At 44.0% G+C, this 20109-nt stretch carries 23 protein-coding genes; 11 read left to right on the top strand and 12 right to left on the bottom strand.

Going from position 1 to position 20109, the window contains the following annotated elements; all coding sequences use genetic code 11:
• Window positions 1-62: 62 nt before the first annotated feature.
• The gene (locus I3255_RS06460; RefSeq protein ID WP_238038046.1) at window positions 63-452 is read left to right on the top strand and encodes a hypothetical protein; all 390 of its coding nucleotides are present in this window, start codon (window positions 63-65) and stop codon (window positions 450-452) included.
• Between the two features lie 116 nt (window positions 453-568).
• Here I3255_RS06460 and I3255_RS06455 read toward each other — a convergent pair whose 3' ends face one another.
• Both I3255_RS06455 and I3255_RS06450 read right to left on the bottom strand, forming a co-directional pair.
• Window positions 569-1033, bottom strand: a complete 465-nt coding sequence (locus tag I3255_RS06455) for a DUF2846 domain-containing protein (protein WP_238038043.1) — start codon at window positions 1031-1033, stop codon at window positions 569-571.
• Window positions 1034-1399: 366 nt separating this feature from the next.
• Complete coding sequence (locus tag I3255_RS06450; protein ID WP_269117280.1) at window positions 1400-1681, bottom strand: DUF503 domain-containing protein; 282 nt, start codon at window positions 1679-1681, stop codon at window positions 1400-1402.
• A gap of 123 nt (window positions 1682-1804) precedes the next feature.
• Between I3255_RS06450 and I3255_RS06445 the strand changes: the two genes are divergently transcribed.
• From I3255_RS06445 to I3255_RS06435, 3 genes are all read left to right on the top strand, one after another.
• Window positions 1805-2593 (top strand): threonine/serine exporter family protein, encoded by a 789-nt coding sequence (locus I3255_RS06445; protein ID WP_238038039.1) that lies wholly within the window; start codon window positions 1805-1807, stop codon window positions 2591-2593.
• Window positions 2594-3046, top strand: a complete 453-nt coding sequence (locus I3255_RS06440; RefSeq protein WP_238038037.1) for a threonine/serine exporter family protein — start codon at window positions 2594-2596, stop codon at window positions 3044-3046.
• Window positions 3047-3142: 96 nt separating this feature from the next.
• On the top strand, window positions 3143-3364 hold the full coding sequence (locus I3255_RS06435) for a hypothetical protein (RefSeq protein ID WP_238038035.1): 222 nt from the start codon (window positions 3143-3145) through the stop codon (window positions 3362-3364).
• A 3-nt stretch (window positions 3365-3367) separates the two neighbouring features.
• Here the strand turns inward: I3255_RS06435 and I3255_RS06430 are convergent, their stop codons facing one another.
• Complete coding sequence (locus I3255_RS06430) at window positions 3368-3964, bottom strand: GNAT family N-acetyltransferase (RefSeq protein ID WP_238038033.1); 597 nt, start codon at window positions 3962-3964, stop codon at window positions 3368-3370.
• Window positions 3965-4050: 86 nt separating this feature from the next.
• Entirely contained in the window at window positions 4051-5700 is a 1650-nt protein-coding gene (locus tag I3255_RS06425; protein ID WP_238038031.1) for an FAD-dependent oxidoreductase, read from the bottom strand.
• A 257-nt stretch (window positions 5701-5957) separates the two neighbouring features.
• Between I3255_RS06425 and I3255_RS06420 the strand changes: the two genes are divergently transcribed.
• The gene (locus tag I3255_RS06420) at window positions 5958-7253 is read left to right on the top strand and encodes a tRNA pseudouridine(13) synthase TruD (RefSeq protein WP_238038029.1); all 1296 of its coding nucleotides are present in this window, start codon (window positions 5958-5960) and stop codon (window positions 7251-7253) included.
• Window positions 7254-7294: 41 nt separating this feature from the next.
• Here I3255_RS06420 and I3255_RS06415 read toward each other — a convergent pair whose 3' ends face one another.
• Window positions 7295-8728 carry a GGDEF domain-containing protein gene (locus I3255_RS06415; RefSeq protein ID WP_238038027.1) on the bottom strand — a complete coding sequence of 478 codons (1434 nt, stop codon included), beginning with the start codon at window positions 8726-8728 and terminating at the stop codon, window positions 7295-7297.
• Between the two features lie 244 nt (window positions 8729-8972).
• Window positions 8973-9854, bottom strand: coding sequence for a PHP domain-containing protein (locus I3255_RS06410; protein WP_238038024.1), 882 nt, complete (start codon window positions 9852-9854; stop codon window positions 8973-8975).
• A gap of 296 nt (window positions 9855-10150) precedes the next feature.
• Between I3255_RS06410 and ispZ the strand changes: the two genes are divergently transcribed.
• From ispZ to I3255_RS06380, 6 genes are all read left to right on the top strand, one after another.
• Window positions 10151-10702, top strand: coding sequence for a septation protein IspZ (gene ispZ / locus I3255_RS06405; protein ID WP_071003109.1), 552 nt, complete (start codon window positions 10151-10153; stop codon window positions 10700-10702).
• A gap of 134 nt (window positions 10703-10836) precedes the next feature.
• Window positions 10837-11154, top strand: a complete 318-nt coding sequence (locus tag I3255_RS06400; protein WP_238038022.1) for a YciI family protein — start codon at window positions 10837-10839, stop codon at window positions 11152-11154.
• Between the two features lie 17 nt (window positions 11155-11171).
• Window positions 11172-11582, top strand: coding sequence for a hypothetical protein (locus I3255_RS06395; protein WP_238038021.1), 411 nt, complete (start codon window positions 11172-11174; stop codon window positions 11580-11582).
• A gap of 129 nt (window positions 11583-11711) precedes the next feature.
• A complete protein-coding gene (gene mnmD, locus I3255_RS06390; protein ID WP_238038019.1) occupies window positions 11712-13778 on the top strand; it encodes a tRNA (5-methylaminomethyl-2-thiouridine)(34)-methyltransferase MnmD in 2067 nt (688 codons plus the stop codon).
• A 106-nt stretch (window positions 13779-13884) separates the two neighbouring features.
• Window positions 13885-14319 (top strand): secondary thiamine-phosphate synthase enzyme YjbQ, encoded by a 435-nt coding sequence (locus I3255_RS06385; RefSeq protein WP_238038017.1) that lies wholly within the window; start codon window positions 13885-13887, stop codon window positions 14317-14319.
• A gap of 157 nt (window positions 14320-14476) precedes the next feature.
• On the top strand, window positions 14477-15046 hold the full coding sequence (locus I3255_RS06380) for a hypothetical protein (protein WP_238038015.1): 570 nt from the start codon (window positions 14477-14479) through the stop codon (window positions 15044-15046).
• A gap of 140 nt (window positions 15047-15186) precedes the next feature.
• Here the strand turns inward: I3255_RS06380 and I3255_RS06375 are convergent, their stop codons facing one another.
• The 6 genes from I3255_RS06375 to tsaB all read right to left on the bottom strand — a co-directional run bounded on the left by I3255_RS06375 (window position 15187) and on the right by tsaB (window position 19942).
• A complete protein-coding gene (locus I3255_RS06375) occupies window positions 15187-15864 on the bottom strand; it encodes a DUF4112 domain-containing protein (RefSeq protein WP_238038012.1) in 678 nt (225 codons plus the stop codon).
• Window positions 15857-16774, bottom strand: a complete 918-nt coding sequence (ubiA, locus tag I3255_RS06370) for a 4-hydroxybenzoate octaprenyltransferase (protein WP_238038009.1) — start codon at window positions 16772-16774, stop codon at window positions 15857-15859. The genes I3255_RS06375 and ubiA overlap by 8 nt, the downstream gene beginning before the upstream one ends.
• 221 nt (window positions 16775-16995) lie before the next feature.
• Complete coding sequence (locus I3255_RS06365; RefSeq protein WP_238038007.1) at window positions 16996-17235, bottom strand: hypothetical protein; 240 nt, start codon at window positions 17233-17235, stop codon at window positions 16996-16998.
• 117 nt (window positions 17236-17352) lie between these two features.
• A complete protein-coding gene (locus I3255_RS06360) occupies window positions 17353-18246 on the bottom strand; it encodes a class I SAM-dependent methyltransferase (RefSeq protein ID WP_238038005.1) in 894 nt (297 codons plus the stop codon).
• Between the two features lie 66 nt (window positions 18247-18312).
• Window positions 18313-19155, bottom strand: a complete 843-nt coding sequence (locus tag I3255_RS06355; protein ID WP_238038001.1) for an undecaprenyl-diphosphate phosphatase — start codon at window positions 19153-19155, stop codon at window positions 18313-18315.
• An 85-nt stretch (window positions 19156-19240) separates the two neighbouring features.
• Window positions 19241-19942, bottom strand: a complete 702-nt coding sequence (tsaB, locus tag I3255_RS06350) for a tRNA (adenosine(37)-N6)-threonylcarbamoyltransferase complex dimerization subunit type 1 TsaB (protein ID WP_238038215.1) — start codon at window positions 19940-19942, stop codon at window positions 19241-19243.
• Window positions 19943-20109: the final 167 nt, after the last annotated feature.

Genomic DNA, 20109 nt, shown 5'->3' with positions numbered 1-20109 from the left:
AGTCCTTTATGTCTCTATTAATCCTTAAGTATAATTGATTTATTAAACATATTTCTAGTTTAGTGTTTGAAATTTTTTATGCGCCAAAATATCATTTTGAAGATATTCTTTTCAGACTATCTACAGCAGTAGAACCAGATTTTTCACCGCAATCATTGAGTGCGGAAATATTAGCAGCTAAATATCTCATCAACTTAATTAAAAGATATTTAAATGATGAAATTACTCATATGGATATCTGTAGAGTAATGAATAATATTGATCGTGGCTTTATGGACGCTCCAAGAGATTTACCTGATAAAGTTGTATACTACCCTTGTTGGCTTGGCAATTTACACAGTAGTTGTGATTGGTGTGATGAGACGTGGACAAATAGCAATGCGCCTCACTTAAAACAAGATTTGGAGAGTCAGTTGCCTCATATTAGTGAATGGATAAACAGTAATAGTTAGTCAAATTAAAAAGCTATTTTGTTCTGAACCATTAAAAAAGCATCAGCTTAATTGCTGATGCTTTTTCGATACGTTAACAATGACTTATGATAGTTTAGCTCATAATAGAATAAAGCCTATTGTTTGCTACATTTACCTTTTACGCCTAGCTTAAGATCTGATATCGCTTCTTTACCTTCAGCTTCTGAAACCAATTTCAGTCCCGCCCCGCCGACAAACACACCTGGCTTAATATATTGCTGGATAAAATAGTTCTGACCCGCAGTCGTATTTACCATTAAATCGTTTGGAGAAAATTCAGACTCAGTAGAGACTTTATGCGTCGTATTTCCTTGCACTTCTTGATGAAAGAATGTTCCGCGCGCTGTTTCACCAACACACTCATCATCAATCCAAACATCTTTCTTCAAACTTGCACCTATGACACTGTTAGAACGATAAATATATAGTCCTGCTTTGTCGTTTGCAGGTGGTTGAACCTGCTTTAATACATCAGATACTTGCGCTTGTTCTGTGGGTATAGAAGCGCAACCAGCAAATAGGACTGAAGTCATGATTAAAAAAGCAATTTTTTTCAGCATAATATTTCTCTAATAATAAGGTTGACCGGACTGACAAAATTTTAATGCCATTGTGGTTTATCATAGAGAAATCGAACCTTAGACCATGTAACTCATTATTATCTTGAAGCTTGATTTATAAGCTATAAAAGTCTAATACGATCTCTTTACTTTAACTATAATGTATAAATTTTGTTACGGTACAATACAGATTATTTTTCTAAAACTCAACATAATTTATCAATTTTTCTTATATTGCTTCGAAAATTTATTTATTAGGCTCAGGTGGTGCTAATAGATCAGAAGTAGTTATGTCATGGTCATAAAGCATAAATTGGGTGTGATTAAAATAGCAGACTAGGTGTTAGTTTTCTATAAAGCCATTTACTAAACAAACTCCCGCTCAACATTCATCACCCGCGCATCCACTATCCGTTCTAGTTTTTCCTCAATCTGACTACACTGCGACTCGACCTCACGTTTGGACAGCCCGACAATCACGAATGTCCATTCACTGGCATCATGGCGCGCGCGGCCGCCGCTCTCACAGACCGCGACACTTGGCTTACTACCAAAGCGCGCGTGCAAGCCACCAATGCGTTGGCGCTTTTCTTTTAGTGAGCCGCATCCGGGCAATGAAAACGTCAGTGTCAAAATAGCGATGTGCATTTTAGGCTCCTTGCCAAAAAAGTTTAGAATAGCAGCCAATATAATATTCGATATTGTCTGCGCGTCAGCACCTATACCCTTTATAATAGTGTATCAATACCAACCAACTTGCGTATCTCACCCATGACTTCTATCAGCTACGTAAAGCAGCAGCGCATTACTCGACTATGCGTACGCTGCGGCTTACTCCTTATGCAGTATGGCGCTGAGTCTGCCGTGGTGGTAGATTTATCCAAACGCTTGGGGCTTGCCTTGGGGATGAACAGCGTCGAATGCTCGCTGAATTTTAATGCCATTACCCTGACGACCATCTGCGATGAACGCTGTATCACCACCACTAGAGATACGATCAATCAGAGCATCAATGTCAATTTATTGGTGCAAATCCAGCAAATCGTCAATAAAACTGAAGCTATTGTTGATCGCAATGAATTGATTGACCGCACAACACTTGCGTTTGATGAGTTGGATAAAACCGTTTACCCAACATGGCTAGTGAGCATCTTTGTTGGTGCCTCTTGTGCCGCGTTTGCTTATTTGAATGGCGGCAGTTGGTCGATTACGGCAGTGACCTTCATCGCGGGTATGGTAGCGATGTTTACTCGTATCTATTTATCCAAGCATCACTTTAACCCTTTTATCACGGTCATTGTGACGGCCTTTATTGCCTCACTCATTGGTGCGACGACCTATTATTTTGATATTGGCAATAATGCCGATATTGCGGTGGCCTCTAGCGTATTGCTACTGATTCCTAGCTTTCCGCTGATTAATTCTTTGTCAGATATTCTAAAAGGCTATGTCAATATTGGGATTGGGCGCGCTGTTTTTACCTATATGCTCACTCTGTCCGCCTGTGTGGGCATCGTGATGGCGCTGGTGTTATTACGCATACAGCACTGGGGGTTTTAGATGTGGTTTATTGAGACCGTTATATTGTCTTGTATCATTACCCTTGGCTGGACGCTGATGTTTAGCGTACCCAAACGCTATATCTTGCCGTGTTTGCTGATGACAGCGTTGGGATTTGGGCTAAAGACGGCGCTTGTGTATCAGCATGTCCATCTTGTGATAGCGAGCTTTTTTGGGGCAATGCTTGCCAGCTTTTTAGGCGTGTATTTTTCTAAGAAATACACCCTGCCACCTAAAGCCCTAATCTCACCCAGCGTCATCTGTATGATGCCGGGTATCGCCGCTTATAAAGCGATGGTGAGCATGGTGCAGATTGGCTATTTTGGTTATTCGGATGAGCTGTTTAGCCAAATGATGGTGTATTTGTTTGAAGCGCTGTTTGTCACCTCCGCTTTAGTGTTGGGCTTGTCCATTCCGGGACTCTTGTTTTATCGCCGCCGCGCGATTGTATAGATCATAGGCTGTTGTTCTACGCGTTATTTTGGTTGGTTCATACTGACAGCACAATCCTGATGCTGCTATGATGCAGGTAATAATGACTATTGAGAGATGACTGTGTGGCAGGTGTATTTGTTTATATTACCGATTGGTATTGGCATCATGACATTGGCAGCGAGTTTATTGTTTTTGTTTGCTTATCTGATGTCTGACGACCCTGCCACGCGCTTGCCCGCCTTTAATTGGTTTAAGCGCTTGATCATTGTGGCATTTATCTTATTGAGTATTGGTTTATTTATGACCTTTGGGCATTTTTGGGGGCCATCAAGATAGGATCTATGCACTGATCTTTTTTTCTAACTCCAATAGCTCTAAATCTTCGCGTTTTGGCTCACCATTATTACCATCATTTGGGAACGGTATTTTATTACCATTCAATTGATAGCCACGGCGCTGATAGTAAGCCAAAAGCTCAGGGCGATGGCTCAAAATTGACATAGTCAGGCGGGTCGGCTGATTCTGTGACTGTAAGTGGCGATCCGCAAAGGTCTCAGCAGCTTGTAGTATGACGTTGCCAACGCCCTGCCCTTGCAGCGCAGGATGCACTGCAAACATACCGATATAAGCTTTTTTATTCGAGTCAGCATCGGTTTTGATATCGACCGCGATACAGCCAAGTATCTCACCTGTTTCCTCTGCATCACGCTCACCTGTCGTGGTCTTTGGATAGACAAACAAATAGTGTGTGGGATTATTAATCGTATTTGCCAGCTCCTCTGGCGTAATGCGGATACCACCTACCAAATCCGCCTCATTGGTCCAGCCTGCCGTCTCTCGATAGCAGCAGTTTAATAACTGCTCAAGTGCGCCAATATCATCCGCTGTAGCCTGACGTAAAAATACGGCATCTTTGCTCAAATTGCTTTTATTCATATTATAATTTTCCCTTTTTTATTTATAAAAAAACTGGCTTAGATCACTAAGCCAGCTTAAATACTAATACTTATCTGTCTATAGTACTAGCGCGATAATGCGTGCGCTTGATCAATCATATCAAACCCTGCATTGAGCTGTGCGCGCGTCGGTGCATGACCATGGCGCAGCAGTTCAGAAAAAGCAACCAACTCTTTATCGCGCCCGAGCGTACTTGCTGCCCTAGCACGCGTGTCCTCGCCTTCGTCATCGAAATAATATTCGATATAATCCAGCGTATCTGGCGTACCAAACAGAATATTGTGCTCTGGTGTCTCAGCATGACCGCTATAGCGAAGGCTTTTGCCATATTGCATGGTCCAAAAGAACGGAATACGCGCCTCTAGCGAGTCGACGTTATCATCATTTAATATTGCGGCTGCCGTGACCATGCCGTGTTGTAATGCCACGCGCCAATGCTCGATACGCATACGACCCATTTGGTTGGTAGGTTTGGCAATATCACCGAGCGCATAGATACCATCGCGCAGTTTTAGATGATCATCGACTTGCACACCATCTGGATCATTGACCTCATGCAATATCTCTGTACGTGGTGACACACCTGTACCTAAGACCACAATATCAGCATCAATATGCTCGCCATTTGCCAACGTCACACCGCCTACATTTGAGAAAGCCTGATTATTGCTATCTCCATCATTGTCCGCTTGACGCTCAATCTTAGTGATTTCATTGACAGTCGCGTCAAACACAAAGTTAATGCCCTTTTCTTCATGTAGCTTAATTAAGGAGTTACTCACCGTTTCTGAGACGATATTGCCCATTACACGGCTACCTTGCCCAATCACGGTAATAGAAGCGGTCGTACCTGCCTGTGCCAATGCCGAAGCGGTCTCCATACCAATAAAGCCTGTACCAATAATCACTACACGCTGGTCATGACTGGCCGCTTGAATCAATTTGGCATCTGTCATACTGCGCAGGGTATAGACGCCGTCTATATCTGCTCCTTTGATGGGCGGAATAGTCGGTGATGCACCAGTAGCCACGACTAAGAAATCCGCAGTCTCTCGCTCGCTAGTGCCGTTTTCATTTTCTATGACAATGGTCGCCTCATTGGGTAACACTTCGCTGACCGTTTGATTGAGGCGTAGATCAATGTTGTTTTTACTCGCCCAATCTGTCCCACCTAATAGCAGCTTATCTTCATCCATGTTCCCTGCCAAAAAGGCTTTCGATAATAGCGGACGATTATAGGGCGCGGTATCGTCTTTGCTAATCATGGTGATTTTGCCGCCATAGCCACCTTGGCGCAACTGGTTGGCGGTCATAAACCCAGCACCGCCGCCACCTACGATGATCGTATGCGTATCATTCAATTTATCATTGTCGACTGACTTGTTTATCGTGGCTGACGTATCGACCGTCACATTGTCACCTTCATTGATAAGCTCATACTGCGTCAGACCCTCTGTCGCTATCGGCTCTAGGAGCGACCCATCGCGGCTATCAAAACTTGCATGATGCCAAGGACAAACCACTCGATGACCGCAGCGTAACCCATCACCCAAATTTGCACCAGCATGCGGGCATTTACCATCGAACGCATGGAACTCATCGTCATCACGAGTGATTAAAATGATACTATCGTCTTCTTGCTTGTACGATTTCATTCCGCCATTTGGAATATCCGCTTTGCTTATAGTCACTGTGTTGATCATCGCCTTGGTCATAATGCTTCCTTAACAGTTATAATGATTTCCTGATGACAGCGAGTTGAAAATGACTACAACAAACCAGACAAATTCAACTTACCTTATTTTTTAATGCTTGTTATTTTTAGCGTTCTATAGACTGATAGTAGCAAGACCACTTGGCACACGATGTTTTTTTGTATGCTTGCTGCGTTGCAAAACGTAATTGCGCGACTTTTCATCAATGCATTCGCTATCTTCATTTATTATCAATAAACACAATAAAAGACCATATTATGACTTCTCAAGACACCTCTATCGATATTGAAAATAACTCTGCTACTCAGTCAGTATTAGATAGCGACTCAGATAGCGATATAGATAGCGACTCACATGAACATGCTGCCGCCAGTTTTGATCTCACTGATATTGATATTACTGCTGCCACTGACACCGCAAAGTTGCCACAACCGAGCCGTCCACCGATAAAGCAAGCCACTTATAAGGCAGATGCTACAGACTTTGTGGTCAATGAAATATTACCGCTAGAGTTCACCGACGAAGGTGAGCATTTATGGCTGCATATTAAAAAATTAGGCATGAACACTGCGTATTTGGCAAAACTCTTGTCAGAGTGGGCAGACATACCACTGCGTGATGTCGGCTACTCAGGGTTGAAGGATCGCCACGCGGTGACGACCCAGTGGTTTAGCTTACGAATACCAAAAAAGCAGTTGCCGCTTACGGAGTTTGCACCGATAGATATTGGCGAAAATGAGTCCGTCGTTATTCTGGCGCAGCATTGGCATAATAAAAAACTCAATCGCGGCACCCACCGCGCCAATCAATTTATCATTACCTTGCGTGATATTGAGTTTGCGAATGATGATGAAAATACTGAGTCAACTGAGCAATCGTTATCTACTGAGCAGACGGCTAGGCAACGCGTCGAGGAGCATTTAGCACGCATTGATAAAACAGGTGTGCCCAATTACTTTGGCCCACAGCGTTTTGGCCGTCAGGGTAATAATATCAGAGAAGCATTGTCGCTATTTGCCCGTCCAGCGCGCGAGCCAAAGCCGCAACCCAAAAAGAGCAAACGCAAACGTGCGCCGCGCGAACAAAATACGATGGAGCTATCGGCAGCCCGCAGTTTGATATTCAATGAGATACTAGCCGCACGAGTACGCGATGACAGCTGGCACACGGGGCTGGCAGGTGAAGTGTTTAATTTGGATGGGTCAGGATCGATATTCACAAGCGAGACCTTAGATGAGACATTGCGTGCTCGTATGAGTAGCGGCGATATCCACCCAACTGCTGTGCTTTGGGGTACGGGTAATGATAAAGTCAGTGGCAGTGCGGCCGCGTTAGAAAACGAAGTCGTACAACATAGCCCATTACTCATGCAACTAGCAACGGGGTTGGAGCAGCGCGATATCAAAGCACAAAGACGTGCGCTACGACTGCCTATTGAGCAATTAAGCTGGCAGTGGTCGGATGAGCAGACATTGGTATTAAGCTTTACATTGACCACAGGTAGCTTTGCCACCAGTGTGCTAGCAAGTTTGGTTCAGCAGATGGATTCATGATTGGGTTATTGATAGCGTAGCGGCTACTTGCAGAGTGGCGGCTAGCGTTTTTTGTAGAGTGAATGGATACCATCGTTTTTTTCAGCAAACATATGATTGGCACTCACGACTTGATTGCGTCCACGGTGCTTGGCTTCATAAAGAGCCTTATCTGCTGTGCTAATCAAACGTTGACAGATATCGCTAGGTAGTTTTTGTATAAATGCCATTTGGCTCTCAGCTCTCTGCGTGGCAATCGGCTTGATAAGAGATGATGCACTTGATTGAGATTGGGCTTTTTTTGCCAAAATAGATTTATAGTTTTTGACAATGCGAGCCCTTTCTTGATGGGTCAAGGTATACAGCCCAAAACTTGCTGTCACGCTAAAAGTAAACATATCACCGACATTGATGACATGCTGAGCAATACTATGCCGTAATTGCTCAGCAATCACCATTGCACTATCGTGCGACGTATTTGGTAGCACGACCAAAAACTCCTCACCACCGTAACGGCTAATGATGGTTTCATCTGATAACGACTGCAATAGCGTCTGCGATATTTCGATCAATACTTGATCCCCCACATCGTGGCCATAGTTATCGTTGATGCGTTTAAACCAATCCAAATCAAAGAGCATCACGCTAAAATCTTGATCGTCTCGTACCGTTGACAACGCATACTTCATTTTCTTCAGACCGTAGCGACGGTTTTTTAGCTGAGTAAGCTCATCTTGATTGGCGTACTGCAAGGTTTCTTGCCTACTATCGTCTAATGACACTAACAAAATACGAAACATATAAATGATAAAAATCGCTTTTGGTAGCGACATATAAATATGGGTAGATCGCCACAAAAGGTTGGAAGATTGACGCAGGTGATTAAGACCCTCCCAAGTCAACGCTTCATTTTTAACGATAGTCATATCACTATAAGTCATATAGCTATGTATATTAGAAGGAAGAGTAATGGCCGTAAATTGGCGTAGATTGGGTATCGTAATACCAAAATAAGGAAGTAGCGATACTGCCAAGGTCACAATAATTTGCCCTATAAATGCTCGCCAAACATAATTCCGGTTAATGAGCATCATTCCTAGCATAGCACCACCTACTAATGACACACCCGTTACTAGACTACTATGTCCTAGTATGGCGACAATAAAAGTAATGTAGACACTATAAATAGTGATTAGCAAAGCTTGCCATATGTGCAGATTGCTATTAGCACTTCTAACTGGTGAAAAACGACTGGACATCCATAGCAAGAAAACACCAACTATAGACACGCTAATCCATACTAGATAGAGCAGGTTGATATCAATGTAAACACCATAAGTATCGCGGCGATACCATACAAATAAGCACCATAGCCAATGTGAAAAAACCTCCATTAACATAAACGCTGCTAGTAGGGCCGTCCTATCAGCAGCATCCCATTCAAAAACCGCCTTAGAAAGCTCTCTGTGGCCTAGATAGAACTTATATACAGCCATAATGCACTACCGCGGATAGTCAAATTTATAGATTTAAGAATAGTGAGCCGTGAGCCACGACTAAGGTCTATTCAGTGTGGCAATTTATACCTTAATTATCAATCAGTTTTACGCATTTATTTCTCTATGAATGTAATTACGTTTACAGATCCATTCCTAGCCTTACTCATCATGATCAATAAGGCCCTATCACTATTGGAAGTAACCTTACTAGAAGTAACTATAAAAATTTAAATCCTACTTGCTAAGCAAGGGTTGTAAAAGACTCCCAAACCCCTTGTTGGTCAGCGTTCAAGACAGGCACATCACCCAGACGGCGCCACGGCATGTTACTGCCATGAAAATCGCTGCCAATCGAGGTGACAAGGTTGTGCTCGGCAATACTACGATCAACCATTCTGCGTGTGCTGATCGGTTCACTCGTGGCTGGTAGCTCACAGGCATCGCCGCCAAGCTGAGCAAACTCCTCAATCAGCTTGCGCACTCGTGTGGCGGATAGCTGATAGCGCGTGGGATGCGCAAGCACCGCCTTGCCACCACAAGCATGAATCAACTCGATACCATGCTGCATCGTCAATGCCTCGATCGCCACATAAGCAGGTTTATTATCTGCCAAATATTTATCAAAAGCTTTCTGAACGGTTTTGACCTCGCCCCGCTCAAATAGCACCTGCCCAATATGTGCGCGTCCAACCGCTTGTGGGTTGCCACCTGCCTTGTCGAGCACGGCTTGCCACAACTCATCGAAATCTATATCCAGCAGCTCGCTGAGCTTTTCGGTGATGCGCTGACCACGTGTGGCCCGACTGTCTTGTAGTTGCTGCAGAGTGGCATGCATCTTTTCGCGATCAGCAAAATCCAGCCCAAGCACATGGATGATTTTATTGGTAGATTTGTTTTTGCCATAGCCACCGCTCAACGTATGCTCACAGCTAATTTCCACCCCATTGATCAGCTGTATATCATGAGCATTGGCAACTGCTCTTGCCTCATCAATGCCCGCCAGCGTGTCGTGGTCAGTCAGTGCCAGTACATTGATGCCCGCTGCGTGCGCGCGCTTTACTACTTCAGTTGGTGCGTAAGTACCATCCGAACAGGTACTGTGACAATGTAAGTCGTATTTCATAAGATAAACCTTAATATTTTAAAAAATAAGCGTATAAAAAATTTAGTAATAGGTAGTAGATAGTCACTATTCATATTAATTGCTATTGATAATGTCTGAGCCAGTTCTCTGGATTTAGCGACCATTGCTGCTGTATTTGATGGTTATATTTGGTCAGTGGTATGGTCATTAGCCACAATAAGACCGTATTACTCTGTAGGTGACGTATATCGCAGGATTATCGTGTTGATTGCTTTTTTTTGGGGCAGTAGACGTGTAAACTACCCCATACGTTTTTGTTGGACACAACCTTTGCTATGAAAGCATTATTAGACTTTATTCCTTTGATTGCCTTTTTTATCGCGGCGCGTTATAACGGTATTTTGGCAGCGGCAGGGGCTTTGCTCGTCGCTACTATCATTGTTTATGCCATTCACTTTATTCGCCAAAAAGGCAAGTTTGATAAGCAACAATGGGTCGTCTTACTATTAACCATTTTATTTTGTGGTGGCACATTGCTGTTGCGCGATGACATCTATCTACGTTGGAAATCGCCCATTATCAATGGTATTTTTGCGTTGACCTTGTTTGTCAGTGCCGCTATCAATAAGCCACTGATGCAGCTAGCAATGAAAGAAGTATTTACTTTGACACTTAGTGGTTGGAAAAAACTGACCGTTGCTTGGGCACTTTTCTTCGCCCTCATGGCTGTACTTCATTATATCACAGCATTCACCATGTCAGATGAAGCGTGGATTAACTTCAAGACTTATGGCTGGATTCCGATTATGCTGGTATTCGTCGTGGCTCAGTTTGCTGTACTCAAAAAACATCTCAACCCTGCGCTGACGGACAAAACCACCAAATAACAGTTATGCGCTGATTGCAGCTACTGTCTTATAATTGATAAAACTGCTTTTAGAGCTCGAAGTAATCACCCATTAGCGTTATACGATGTATTTCTAATCAATCATCACGTTTTATTATCAACTAAGGAAGTTCCATGTCTTTATTTGTCATTATTGGTCATGATGTGGCTAATAGCAGCGCACAGCGTCTGATTACTCGCGCTGAACATATTGAGCGATTACAGGCGCTCAGTCGTGAAGATCGTCTGGTGATTGCAGGCCCAACGCCTATCGAACATGGCAAGAGTGATATGTCAGGCAGCTTAATCATTGCTGAGTTTGACTCTATCGAGGCAGCACAAGCGTGGGCAAACGATGAGCCTTATTTACGTGATGGCGTCTATAGTCACGTGGATATCAAGCCATTTATTCAAGCCTTACCAACACCAACTGATACAGTAGCTGCATCGTGAATCAGAAAGTCCTTTATTTGAATACTCGATTCTATAAAAACAGCTTGGCTAGCCTGCTACTGATGGCAGCAGTATCAGTGCATGCTGCACCAACGGCACCCAACGCAGATACAGCAAGTCCTACAGCAGCCCCTACAAGTCAAACTGCTGTAGGCGATGCATCAACAAGTTCAGCACTAGATATCAATGATACTCTGGCAGCACAGTTGCAACCGTCTACTAAAGCGCTGTCAGCGGCCAATCAAGAACTACTCAGTCGTAATGCACAATTGCAACGCCAAGTGAACGACTTGCAGACCCAAGCAAACGTTTTAGTCTATGAGAGCAAAGGTCAGTTGTTTTTGTATGGTGCATTTACCGTTTTGATCAGTTTGTTGGTGGGTATTTTTATCTCATGGCTTGTGTTTGTCCGCCGTGATCGTTGGTAAGGGATGCGCTCTTTATAAATTTAGCTTTTGACCTGCTCTATTCTGCGACGTCTCATTGTATTTTTATGAACTTGATTCTGTCATCAAGAACATTTTTATTATAGTAAATCATCCTGCTAAGAAGTTTCCATGTCTATCGCTCATCACACAAACGCTGAACCATTAAACATTATCACACCTGCTAAGGTTGAGTGGCAAATGGATGATACTAGCAATATGGTGCCAGTGTCTGGTGAGTTTGGAGATGTGTACTTCTCTCATGCGGACGGTCTGGCAGAGACACGTCATGTATTTTTAGAGCACAATCAGCTGCCTGATCGCTTGGCAAGAATTGCACCAAAGCAATGCTTTACGATTGCTGAATTGGGTTTTGGCACTGGGCTCAACCTTTTAGCGACGTGGCAGTTATGGCGACAGCTGCGCGATACCCACCCACAACTGGCAGATGCTCGCCTACATTTCATTACCACTGAAAAATTTCCGATACCGCTTGCAGATTTGACGCACATACTTGCCCTATGGGGTCAACGTGCGCCTGAGCTTGTAGTGTTGATTGAGCTACTTTTGGCAGCGTATCCGCCTCTTATCGCAGGTTGCCATCGTTTGGATTTCTCTTATGATAATCTAACGGTCGATATATGGCTTGGTGATGCAGTCCAAAGTCTTAGTAAACTGGCAATAGATCACTCTCACCAGTCTGCGCCTCATATTGATGCTTGGTTTTTGGATGGCTTTGCGCCTTCTTGCAACAGTACATTATGGGCTGACAGTATCTTTGCACAGATGCAGCGTCTATCGCGTACGCATACCACGGCCGCTACTTATAGCTGTGCAGGCATCGTCAAGCGCGGGCTCAAGGAACATGGCTTTGACATCAAAAAGGTAAAAGGTTTTGGTCGCAAGCGAGAAATGCTCACTGCCATTATGACCGATACAGACCATATTGACGTTACTAGTGATAATAAAAACTGTGATAACGAAAGCCACGATGCGAAGCAGATTACAACAGATAGCACCTTTAATCACACTGCCATCATTGGTGCAGGCGTCTCAGGATTACTAACGGCTTGGTCGCTTGCCAATCGCGGTATTACTGTGACCTTATTGGATAAATCAGTGCCTTTGGCAGGGGCTTCAGGCAATCCTCGAGCCTTGCTTGCCCCCAAAATGACGCCTATTCACCACGTTGATGAGCATTTACATACCATCGGTTACCTTTATAGCAGCAGGCTGTACCGAGACCTCAATCAAAAAGCAATAAAGCTCAATACAGCGCCAGTACTTGAACCGACTGGTGCGCTTGATTTACTGATAAAAGCCAATATTGGCACCGAGCAAATCGCAGATTATCCTGATGAGATGGCAACTACCCTATCCCATGAGCAAGCGCAGAATATTAGTGGACTAAAAGAGCAAGACTTATCAGAGAACTTATACTTACCCCAGTCTGGTTTGGTCAACCCGCAAGCATTGAAAATTATTATATTGACACATCCACTCATTCGTTTTCAGCAATTAAACGTGAGTAAAATTAACGAAACTGAACAGCAAGTGTGTATTGAAGGCAGTGATCAAAATCAGGAAACTGTCTCTATTTTTGCTGATAATGTCGTTATTTGCGCCGCTTTTGAGAGTCATCAATTAGATAAGCGTATTTTTGATTGCCGTAAAATTCGTGGGCAGCTGTCTTGGTTTACACCTGACGTAGAGCAACTGAAAGGTTTGCCAAAAATACCGCTTAAATATAGTGGGTACTGTGCGCTATTTAACGCACAGACTGGCGATGATGAGCTAAACACTGTCACCGCTGGCGAGCCTTATCTATTACTAGGGGCAAGCTTTATCCGCAATGATACGAGTACTGACATACGAGATGACGAGCATCAGATTAGCCGGGACAAGCTCGTTGCTGCTATTCCTGAAATGCAATCTATCGTGCCAGTCGATACGAGCCTATGGCAAGGGCGTGCTGGCATTCGCACCCAAACGCCTGATTATCATCCCATCGTTGGGCAGCTAACCAACAGTCAGCGAATTTGGACCATGAGTGCAATGGGAGCAAAAGGGTATGCGTTGGCGCCCATCTGCGCTGAAGCATTAGCGGGTATGATGCTAGGATTGTTTGCGCCACTATCCGATGCGATGCTCGCACGTCTATCACCCAATCGTACCCGTCTACAGACGCCGCTGACTTAATATCATTTAGAATGATATTTATGTAAATCAAAACAGCGCTTTCGACGATTCATATTATCTTTTGATATCTTTATTTAATGTTCATTCCGACAATGAGATAAGCATCATGAGCTATCATCAAACCACCATTACCCTACCTACTTATGCGCGCGGTATTCATATCATCACGCCGATTATCGAAGCAGCCGTTGCTCAGCTAATACCTCACTCTGATAAAGCAGGGTTGGTTCATTTGTTTTTGCAGCACACCTCAGCCAGTCTTACGATTAATGAAAATGCCGACCCAGACGTCCGACTAGATACTGAAGAGTGGCTCAATAAAATCGCCCCAGCCGATCAGCTAGAGTACCGCCACACACTAGAAGGGTCAGATGACTTGCCCGCTCATTTTAAAAGCATGATGCTAGGCGTTAGTTTAACCATTCCGCTGATTGATGGTGCATTGGGTCTAGGTATTTGGCAAGGGGTTTACTTATGTGAGCATAGAGACGTGACTGGATATAGCGGACAGCGCAAGCTGGTTATTACGGTCAATACGTAATAATATAGGGTCATTAACTGGCAGGTTGACCCTCGCAAATTGCCACATTTATATAGCGCTTTATCAACGGATAAACCTGATTATGACCACTTTCTTCTTAAAATTACCAAGCTCAACAAATGCTAAGGTTCACTGTCTCAAGGCTTCTGCTGTTTTTTTGAGTTTATTTCTGCTAACTGCCTGTCAAGAAACGCCAGAACCTGAAGCACCTACCGAAACACCATCTGAAACGTCAACACAAACCACGCCTGTCACCACAAATATTAATGTCAATGAAGCAGCAGATGACAGTATAGAGAATGCTCAGAACCCATCACAGACTGACGCTAATTCAGAGCGTGATGTGAGCTTGACTGAATTAGAGCAAGATCTTGGAGGCACTGTCGCTGCACCAAGTAATACTGGTACAGCGCCCCATCCAAAACAGGCCATTAAAGGCGCACAAATCACTGATGTGCGCTACAAAAGCGAAGCAGGCGATACCTTATCGGTCGTTTTTGAAACGTCAGCTGCAGGGTTGCTCAATGCCATCGTCACTCGCCCCAACCAGCCCAAAATGACACTCAGCGCACCAGAAGGACAAGGTAACAACCCCACTTATCGCTCAGCCGATGGTAGTATTCAATTGGTGAGTCATGCAGGTGGTGGCACCATTGATCTTATCCAAAACAATAAAGTCACTAGCTTTGATGCTATCAGTGCTGAAGCAGAAGTCGTCACCGAATAAGTACTAACTGCATCCTTTTTGAAAGTCTTATCTTAAATAATTAAAAGCGGCAAACGTTACTATCGTTGCCGCTTTTTTTATCTCTATTTACTGGTCTCTACTCACTCGTATTTACTTAACTTTCTGGTAGATAATTTTATTTAACCAAACCCAGTTGATTGACCAAAAAGTCCGACCAACCAACTTATGGCCGTCCATATCCCCCAACCGACAAATACAATCACGATGAGTCCCAACATGTCAGGGATATGCAAGTACAGCCAAGCCACTATGGGATTGCGCCAAAAAGCGCCAAAGCGGCTTTGCTGCTGCTTGTCTTCTAATGACTGATGCAAAAAAGGCCGATCCATATGCATCGTCTCGGTGATACCATACTCATCGTGCAAATGCTCGTGTACGATACCCAATGTCTTGCGGCTAGGACGAATAAAAATATCTAGCAATGTTCCAATACCCGGCACAATACCAACGACCATATCAATCAGCGCCAGTCTAACAGCGGGTGTCATTTTATCGGCAGGAACACCCAGCTGACGACCCAGTATAAAAGCATAGCTGGTCAATATTAGCCCTGCGACATCCCCTGCGAGAGGAATGGTAGAGAGTGCCGCATCTGCACCCATGCCTTGCTTGGTAAAAGGCACGCGGACAAGAGAATCCATTGTATTAGCAAACTTTGCCAGTTTACGCTCGGTGGCGATAACTTGCTCGCGTGTCAGTCCATGCTCAGCAAGTTTTGCCTGATAATCGACGCCTGAGCCATTTGTAGCGGAGGATTTTTTTGCTTTAAATCTCGGTAACTTCTTAAATTTATCCATTTAGAGTCGTCCATACACAAGCAATTGCAATAAGCGCAAAAACATAGCGTCCTACCCAGATATTGGCTAAGAATGCCTGAAAGCAAGCCTGCGCATTGCGACTGGCACACGAGCTGTTTTGTTTGGCAAACATCATCGCTACCAATGCCAATCCGAATACGGGTGTCACGCCTAGCGCTGTTGGGGCAAAGTAATGCCACATAGCCGCGCCCATCATCAGCAAAAATAGCATTTGCAGAATTGAGATAATAATCACATCATAGCGCCCAAATAATATCGCCGTTGATTTGACACCAATCTTGAGATCATCCTCGCGGTCAGCCATTGCGTACTGCGTATCATAGGCCACCGTCCAGCACATATAAGCAAAGAATAATAGCCAGCACCAAATATCGGGAGCGCCCTGCACCGCCACATAAGACATCGGTATGGCCCACCCAAAAGCAGCTGCTAAAAATACTTGCGGCAGATGGGTATAGCGCTTCATAAATGGATAAATAAAGGCCAAGACAACAGCACCCAATGACCAATAAAATACGGCAACGGGTAAGAAAAACAGCAAACTGGCACTGAGTAATACCAGTACTAAAAATGCAGCAATGGCTTCTTTACCAGATAGACGTCCATCTGCTAATGGACGACCTTTGGTGCGAGTTACATGACCATCTACTTTACGATCAGCAAAATCATTAATCGCACAACCAGCGGCGCGCATAAATATCGCACCGAGCGCAAATATCGCAAATATCTTGAGCGTTGGTAGACCTGCTGCAACTCCTTGCTGCTGTGCTTGACCCATGGCAGCTAACAGTACGCCCCATAATGTCGGCCATAGTAAGAGCTCAATACCCACTGGTTTATCAAAACGCGTGAGCTGGATATAGGCTTGTAGTTTGTCTTTAAATGTCATGGCTTCTTATTATCGTCAATAAAGAGTGTTATATGCTTTTTTACTAGGGCGTATCCCTATTTTAAAAATAGTGATAAAAATGAGATAAATCACAGACAAACAAGGAAAATAGTGCAGACAATATCGAGATATTGACCAGCTATTTGACGCCATTTGGTAAATATTTAGCCATTTTAGCCCATTTAGTGATAAACGTTTGAATTAGCGACACGCCCTAATCGTTAGATTTGTTGCCATAAGTTATTGGCTTCGACTAGAGACAATTCAGGATACTGTTTGCGTAACGCTTTAATCGCAGGGATTTTATCTTTGTGTGCTGCTTGTTGACGCAAAAATGCCAATTGCTCTTGTGGATTGCTCAATTCTTTTAGACGCGCTTCAAGCCTGAGCACTTGAGTACGCAACATGATATTGACCAACAGTAAGCCTGCACCCATGACCCAAATGATTAGCGTTGACATTTCCTGCTCCTGAATACATGTATTCTAAATACTCAAGCCTATGGATTAGGTACATTGATACTTATCCACTCATTTATCACAAACAGTGGCTGTCTGATCAACATCAAACAATCGCTATCAGACAAAATACCCATCAAAGCGCACCGCTTCATTATGCCAGCTTTCGCTAGCCGGCTGTTCAGCCAGCAATGGTGCAAATTGCGGACGCTTCACGACCACACGGCCTTGTCCTTGCGCGCTTCGACTCACAATTGCCTTAGCGCTATTTAGCAGTTGGCGCTCTTCCTCTAGCGTTGGTGGACAAGCCAATTGATGCAGCGCCTGCATGTGCTTACCTACTTTTGCGCCTTTGCCTGTCTTACTGTCTTGGTAGCTATCCTCTGGAAACATAGGGTCAAGATACACCACATCAATAGTACTTTGTTTATTTTCTACAGAGCCAGTCTCGGTAAAGTAACTTAGCGCATCAGCATTAGTAATATGTAGACGGCTCATCAGCTTTTGCCAATTAGGTAGCGCGCTCATACGCTCTTGTTCTGCAAGTAACAGCAGCGCCATTAGCGGCTGCTGCTCAAGCATAATGACTTGGGCACCTGTACTGCCCAATATCAGACTATCATGGCCAAAGCCAGCCGTTGCATCGATAACATGGCTATCTGCGGTAATCTTTGCTGCTTGCAGTAATAGCTCCGACTTACGACCAGCACTCACCACGCGGCGTTGCAGCTTATCCCACTCTGGTGACACGCTCAGTCCATCACTAATCCATGATAGCTTATCTTTTTCATCAAGCAGCAAAATAGGTTGAGAGGATGTTTGGCTCAGTTGCTGGCGACGTTTCTGTGTTAATTTTTCCGTGGAGAGTTCAGTCTCTAAGACGATTGGTAGTTTGTGCTCAGCTATTAATGACTGTAGACTCTCAATCTGTGCTTGCTGGCTGTCATTGACGTAGAACAACTGACAATGTACAACAGCACCTGTCTCGTCATACGTTTGGGGCACATCGGTCATAACCATCATCCTATTTGCTGCTTATTTTCACTATAAATTACTGGCGTGTTAAATCATAACGCAAATCTAGCCCGCCATTTGGTAACCAAAGCCCCAAGCCGCAACCAACACGATAACACCCGTAATAATGCGTAACCAAGCAAAAATGGTAAAGTCACGGCGACTCACCCATGCTACAAGCAAGCGAATACAGAGTAGCGCCACGACAAATGAAACGATGGTGCCGATACCGAGCACCAACCAGTCTTCACGATTGCTCAGTACATCACCGTGTTTGAGCAAATCTAATAATGCCGCGCCTACAATGACAGGAATACCCAAAAAGAATGAGAACTCAGCAGATGCCTTACGTGAGACCCCAAGCCATAGCGCCCCAATAATAGTGGCTCCCGAACGCGACGTCCCTGGTATCAGAGCCAGACATTGAAACAGACCAATCATTAGGGCCGTTTTTATACTGACATCTTCTGCTTCTTTTGCAATGATGGTTTTAGGGCGTTTTTCCACATAGAATATGAGCAGACCGCCGATGATAAGCATAATCGCAACGACAATAGGATTGAATAAATACGCTTTGATTTCATCGGCAAAGGTAAAGCCAACAATCATTACAGGAATGGTCGCGACAATCAGGCTCAGTCCCAGCTGCCTTGGATTGGTCATGCCTTCTGCTTTACCTGTTATGAGTCCCATCAACGCTTGCCAGAGTCTACCCCAATAATCATAAATCACTGCCAAAATAGCGCCAAGCTGTACTACGACCACAAACAGATCTACTTTTTCTTTGGTCCAAAATCCCATCACATCTGCTGATAGAATCAAATATCCCGTGCTAGAGATAGGTAAAAACTCAGTGATACCTTCCACGATACCCATGATGACAGCTTGAACGAATAACAGTATATCCACAATGACTTTCCTAAAAACAGGCCGATTGGCTGTCCTATATTAACGTTGGTTTTATATTGATTAATGCTTAAAAGATACTCAAAAGCTATGCTTTACCTTGTTCTTTGAGCGTTTTCCAAGCTTGATTGCGTAGATATTTTGGTAATGCCTGTGACGCTTCTGTACCGCCATCGTTTGCAAATTGGGCAACACCAAGCTGCCCGATGATAACAGCGTCTGGCCAAACGTCTTCATGGCACACTTGCTGATCATGTCGTGCTAATAGCATCGCGCCATTCCCCACGATAGGAAGATTGAGCGCTGTTTTACTATCATAATCTAGTAGTTGCTCTGTACTATCACTGCCATCAGCCAAGACTGGCTGCATAATGCTATAACCTAACTGCTCGTCAACTACCAACTCATATTGTCCAAAATAGACTTGCTGCATACGAGCATCAAGAGCGCTATAAAGGTGGGTCAGCCCGTACTGTTGATACACAGATTGTGCAATCGCTTGTAGGCTAGAGACACCAACACAAGGCAAGTCATGCGCGACAGATAACGCTTGCACCACGGCAGTGTTGATACGAATACCACTGAACGCACCCGGTCCGCGATTAAATATCAAGGCTTGTATGTCAGCAAGACGTAACTGCGCCTCAGATAATGCCGCATCAATCATCGGTAAAATCTGCTGAGTCTGCTGGCGTTTACCTGTTTCGGTATGGCTCGACAGTACCTGTCCACTCGAATCTAAAATCGCGATCGAACACTGGTCGAACACGGTATCCATTGCTAAAAACATCATAACCTCGGCTTTTACTTTTGGCGTTCTAAATAGGCTTGTCAGATTCTAATAATTTTTAATAGCTATTTATTATTTATGTACTATCAAAATTCAGACAGAATGAAACAGCGCCTATCATAGCATTTAGGCTAAATGAATTTTATGAATTTCTACGTTTTCCACAC

It is taken from the genome of Psychrobacter sp. Ps6 (genome assembly GCF_022129235.1).
Taxonomy (GTDB): domain Bacteria; phylum Pseudomonadota; class Gammaproteobacteria; order Pseudomonadales; family Moraxellaceae; genus Psychrobacter.
This window is presented reverse-complemented; position numbering and strand designations above follow the sequence as displayed.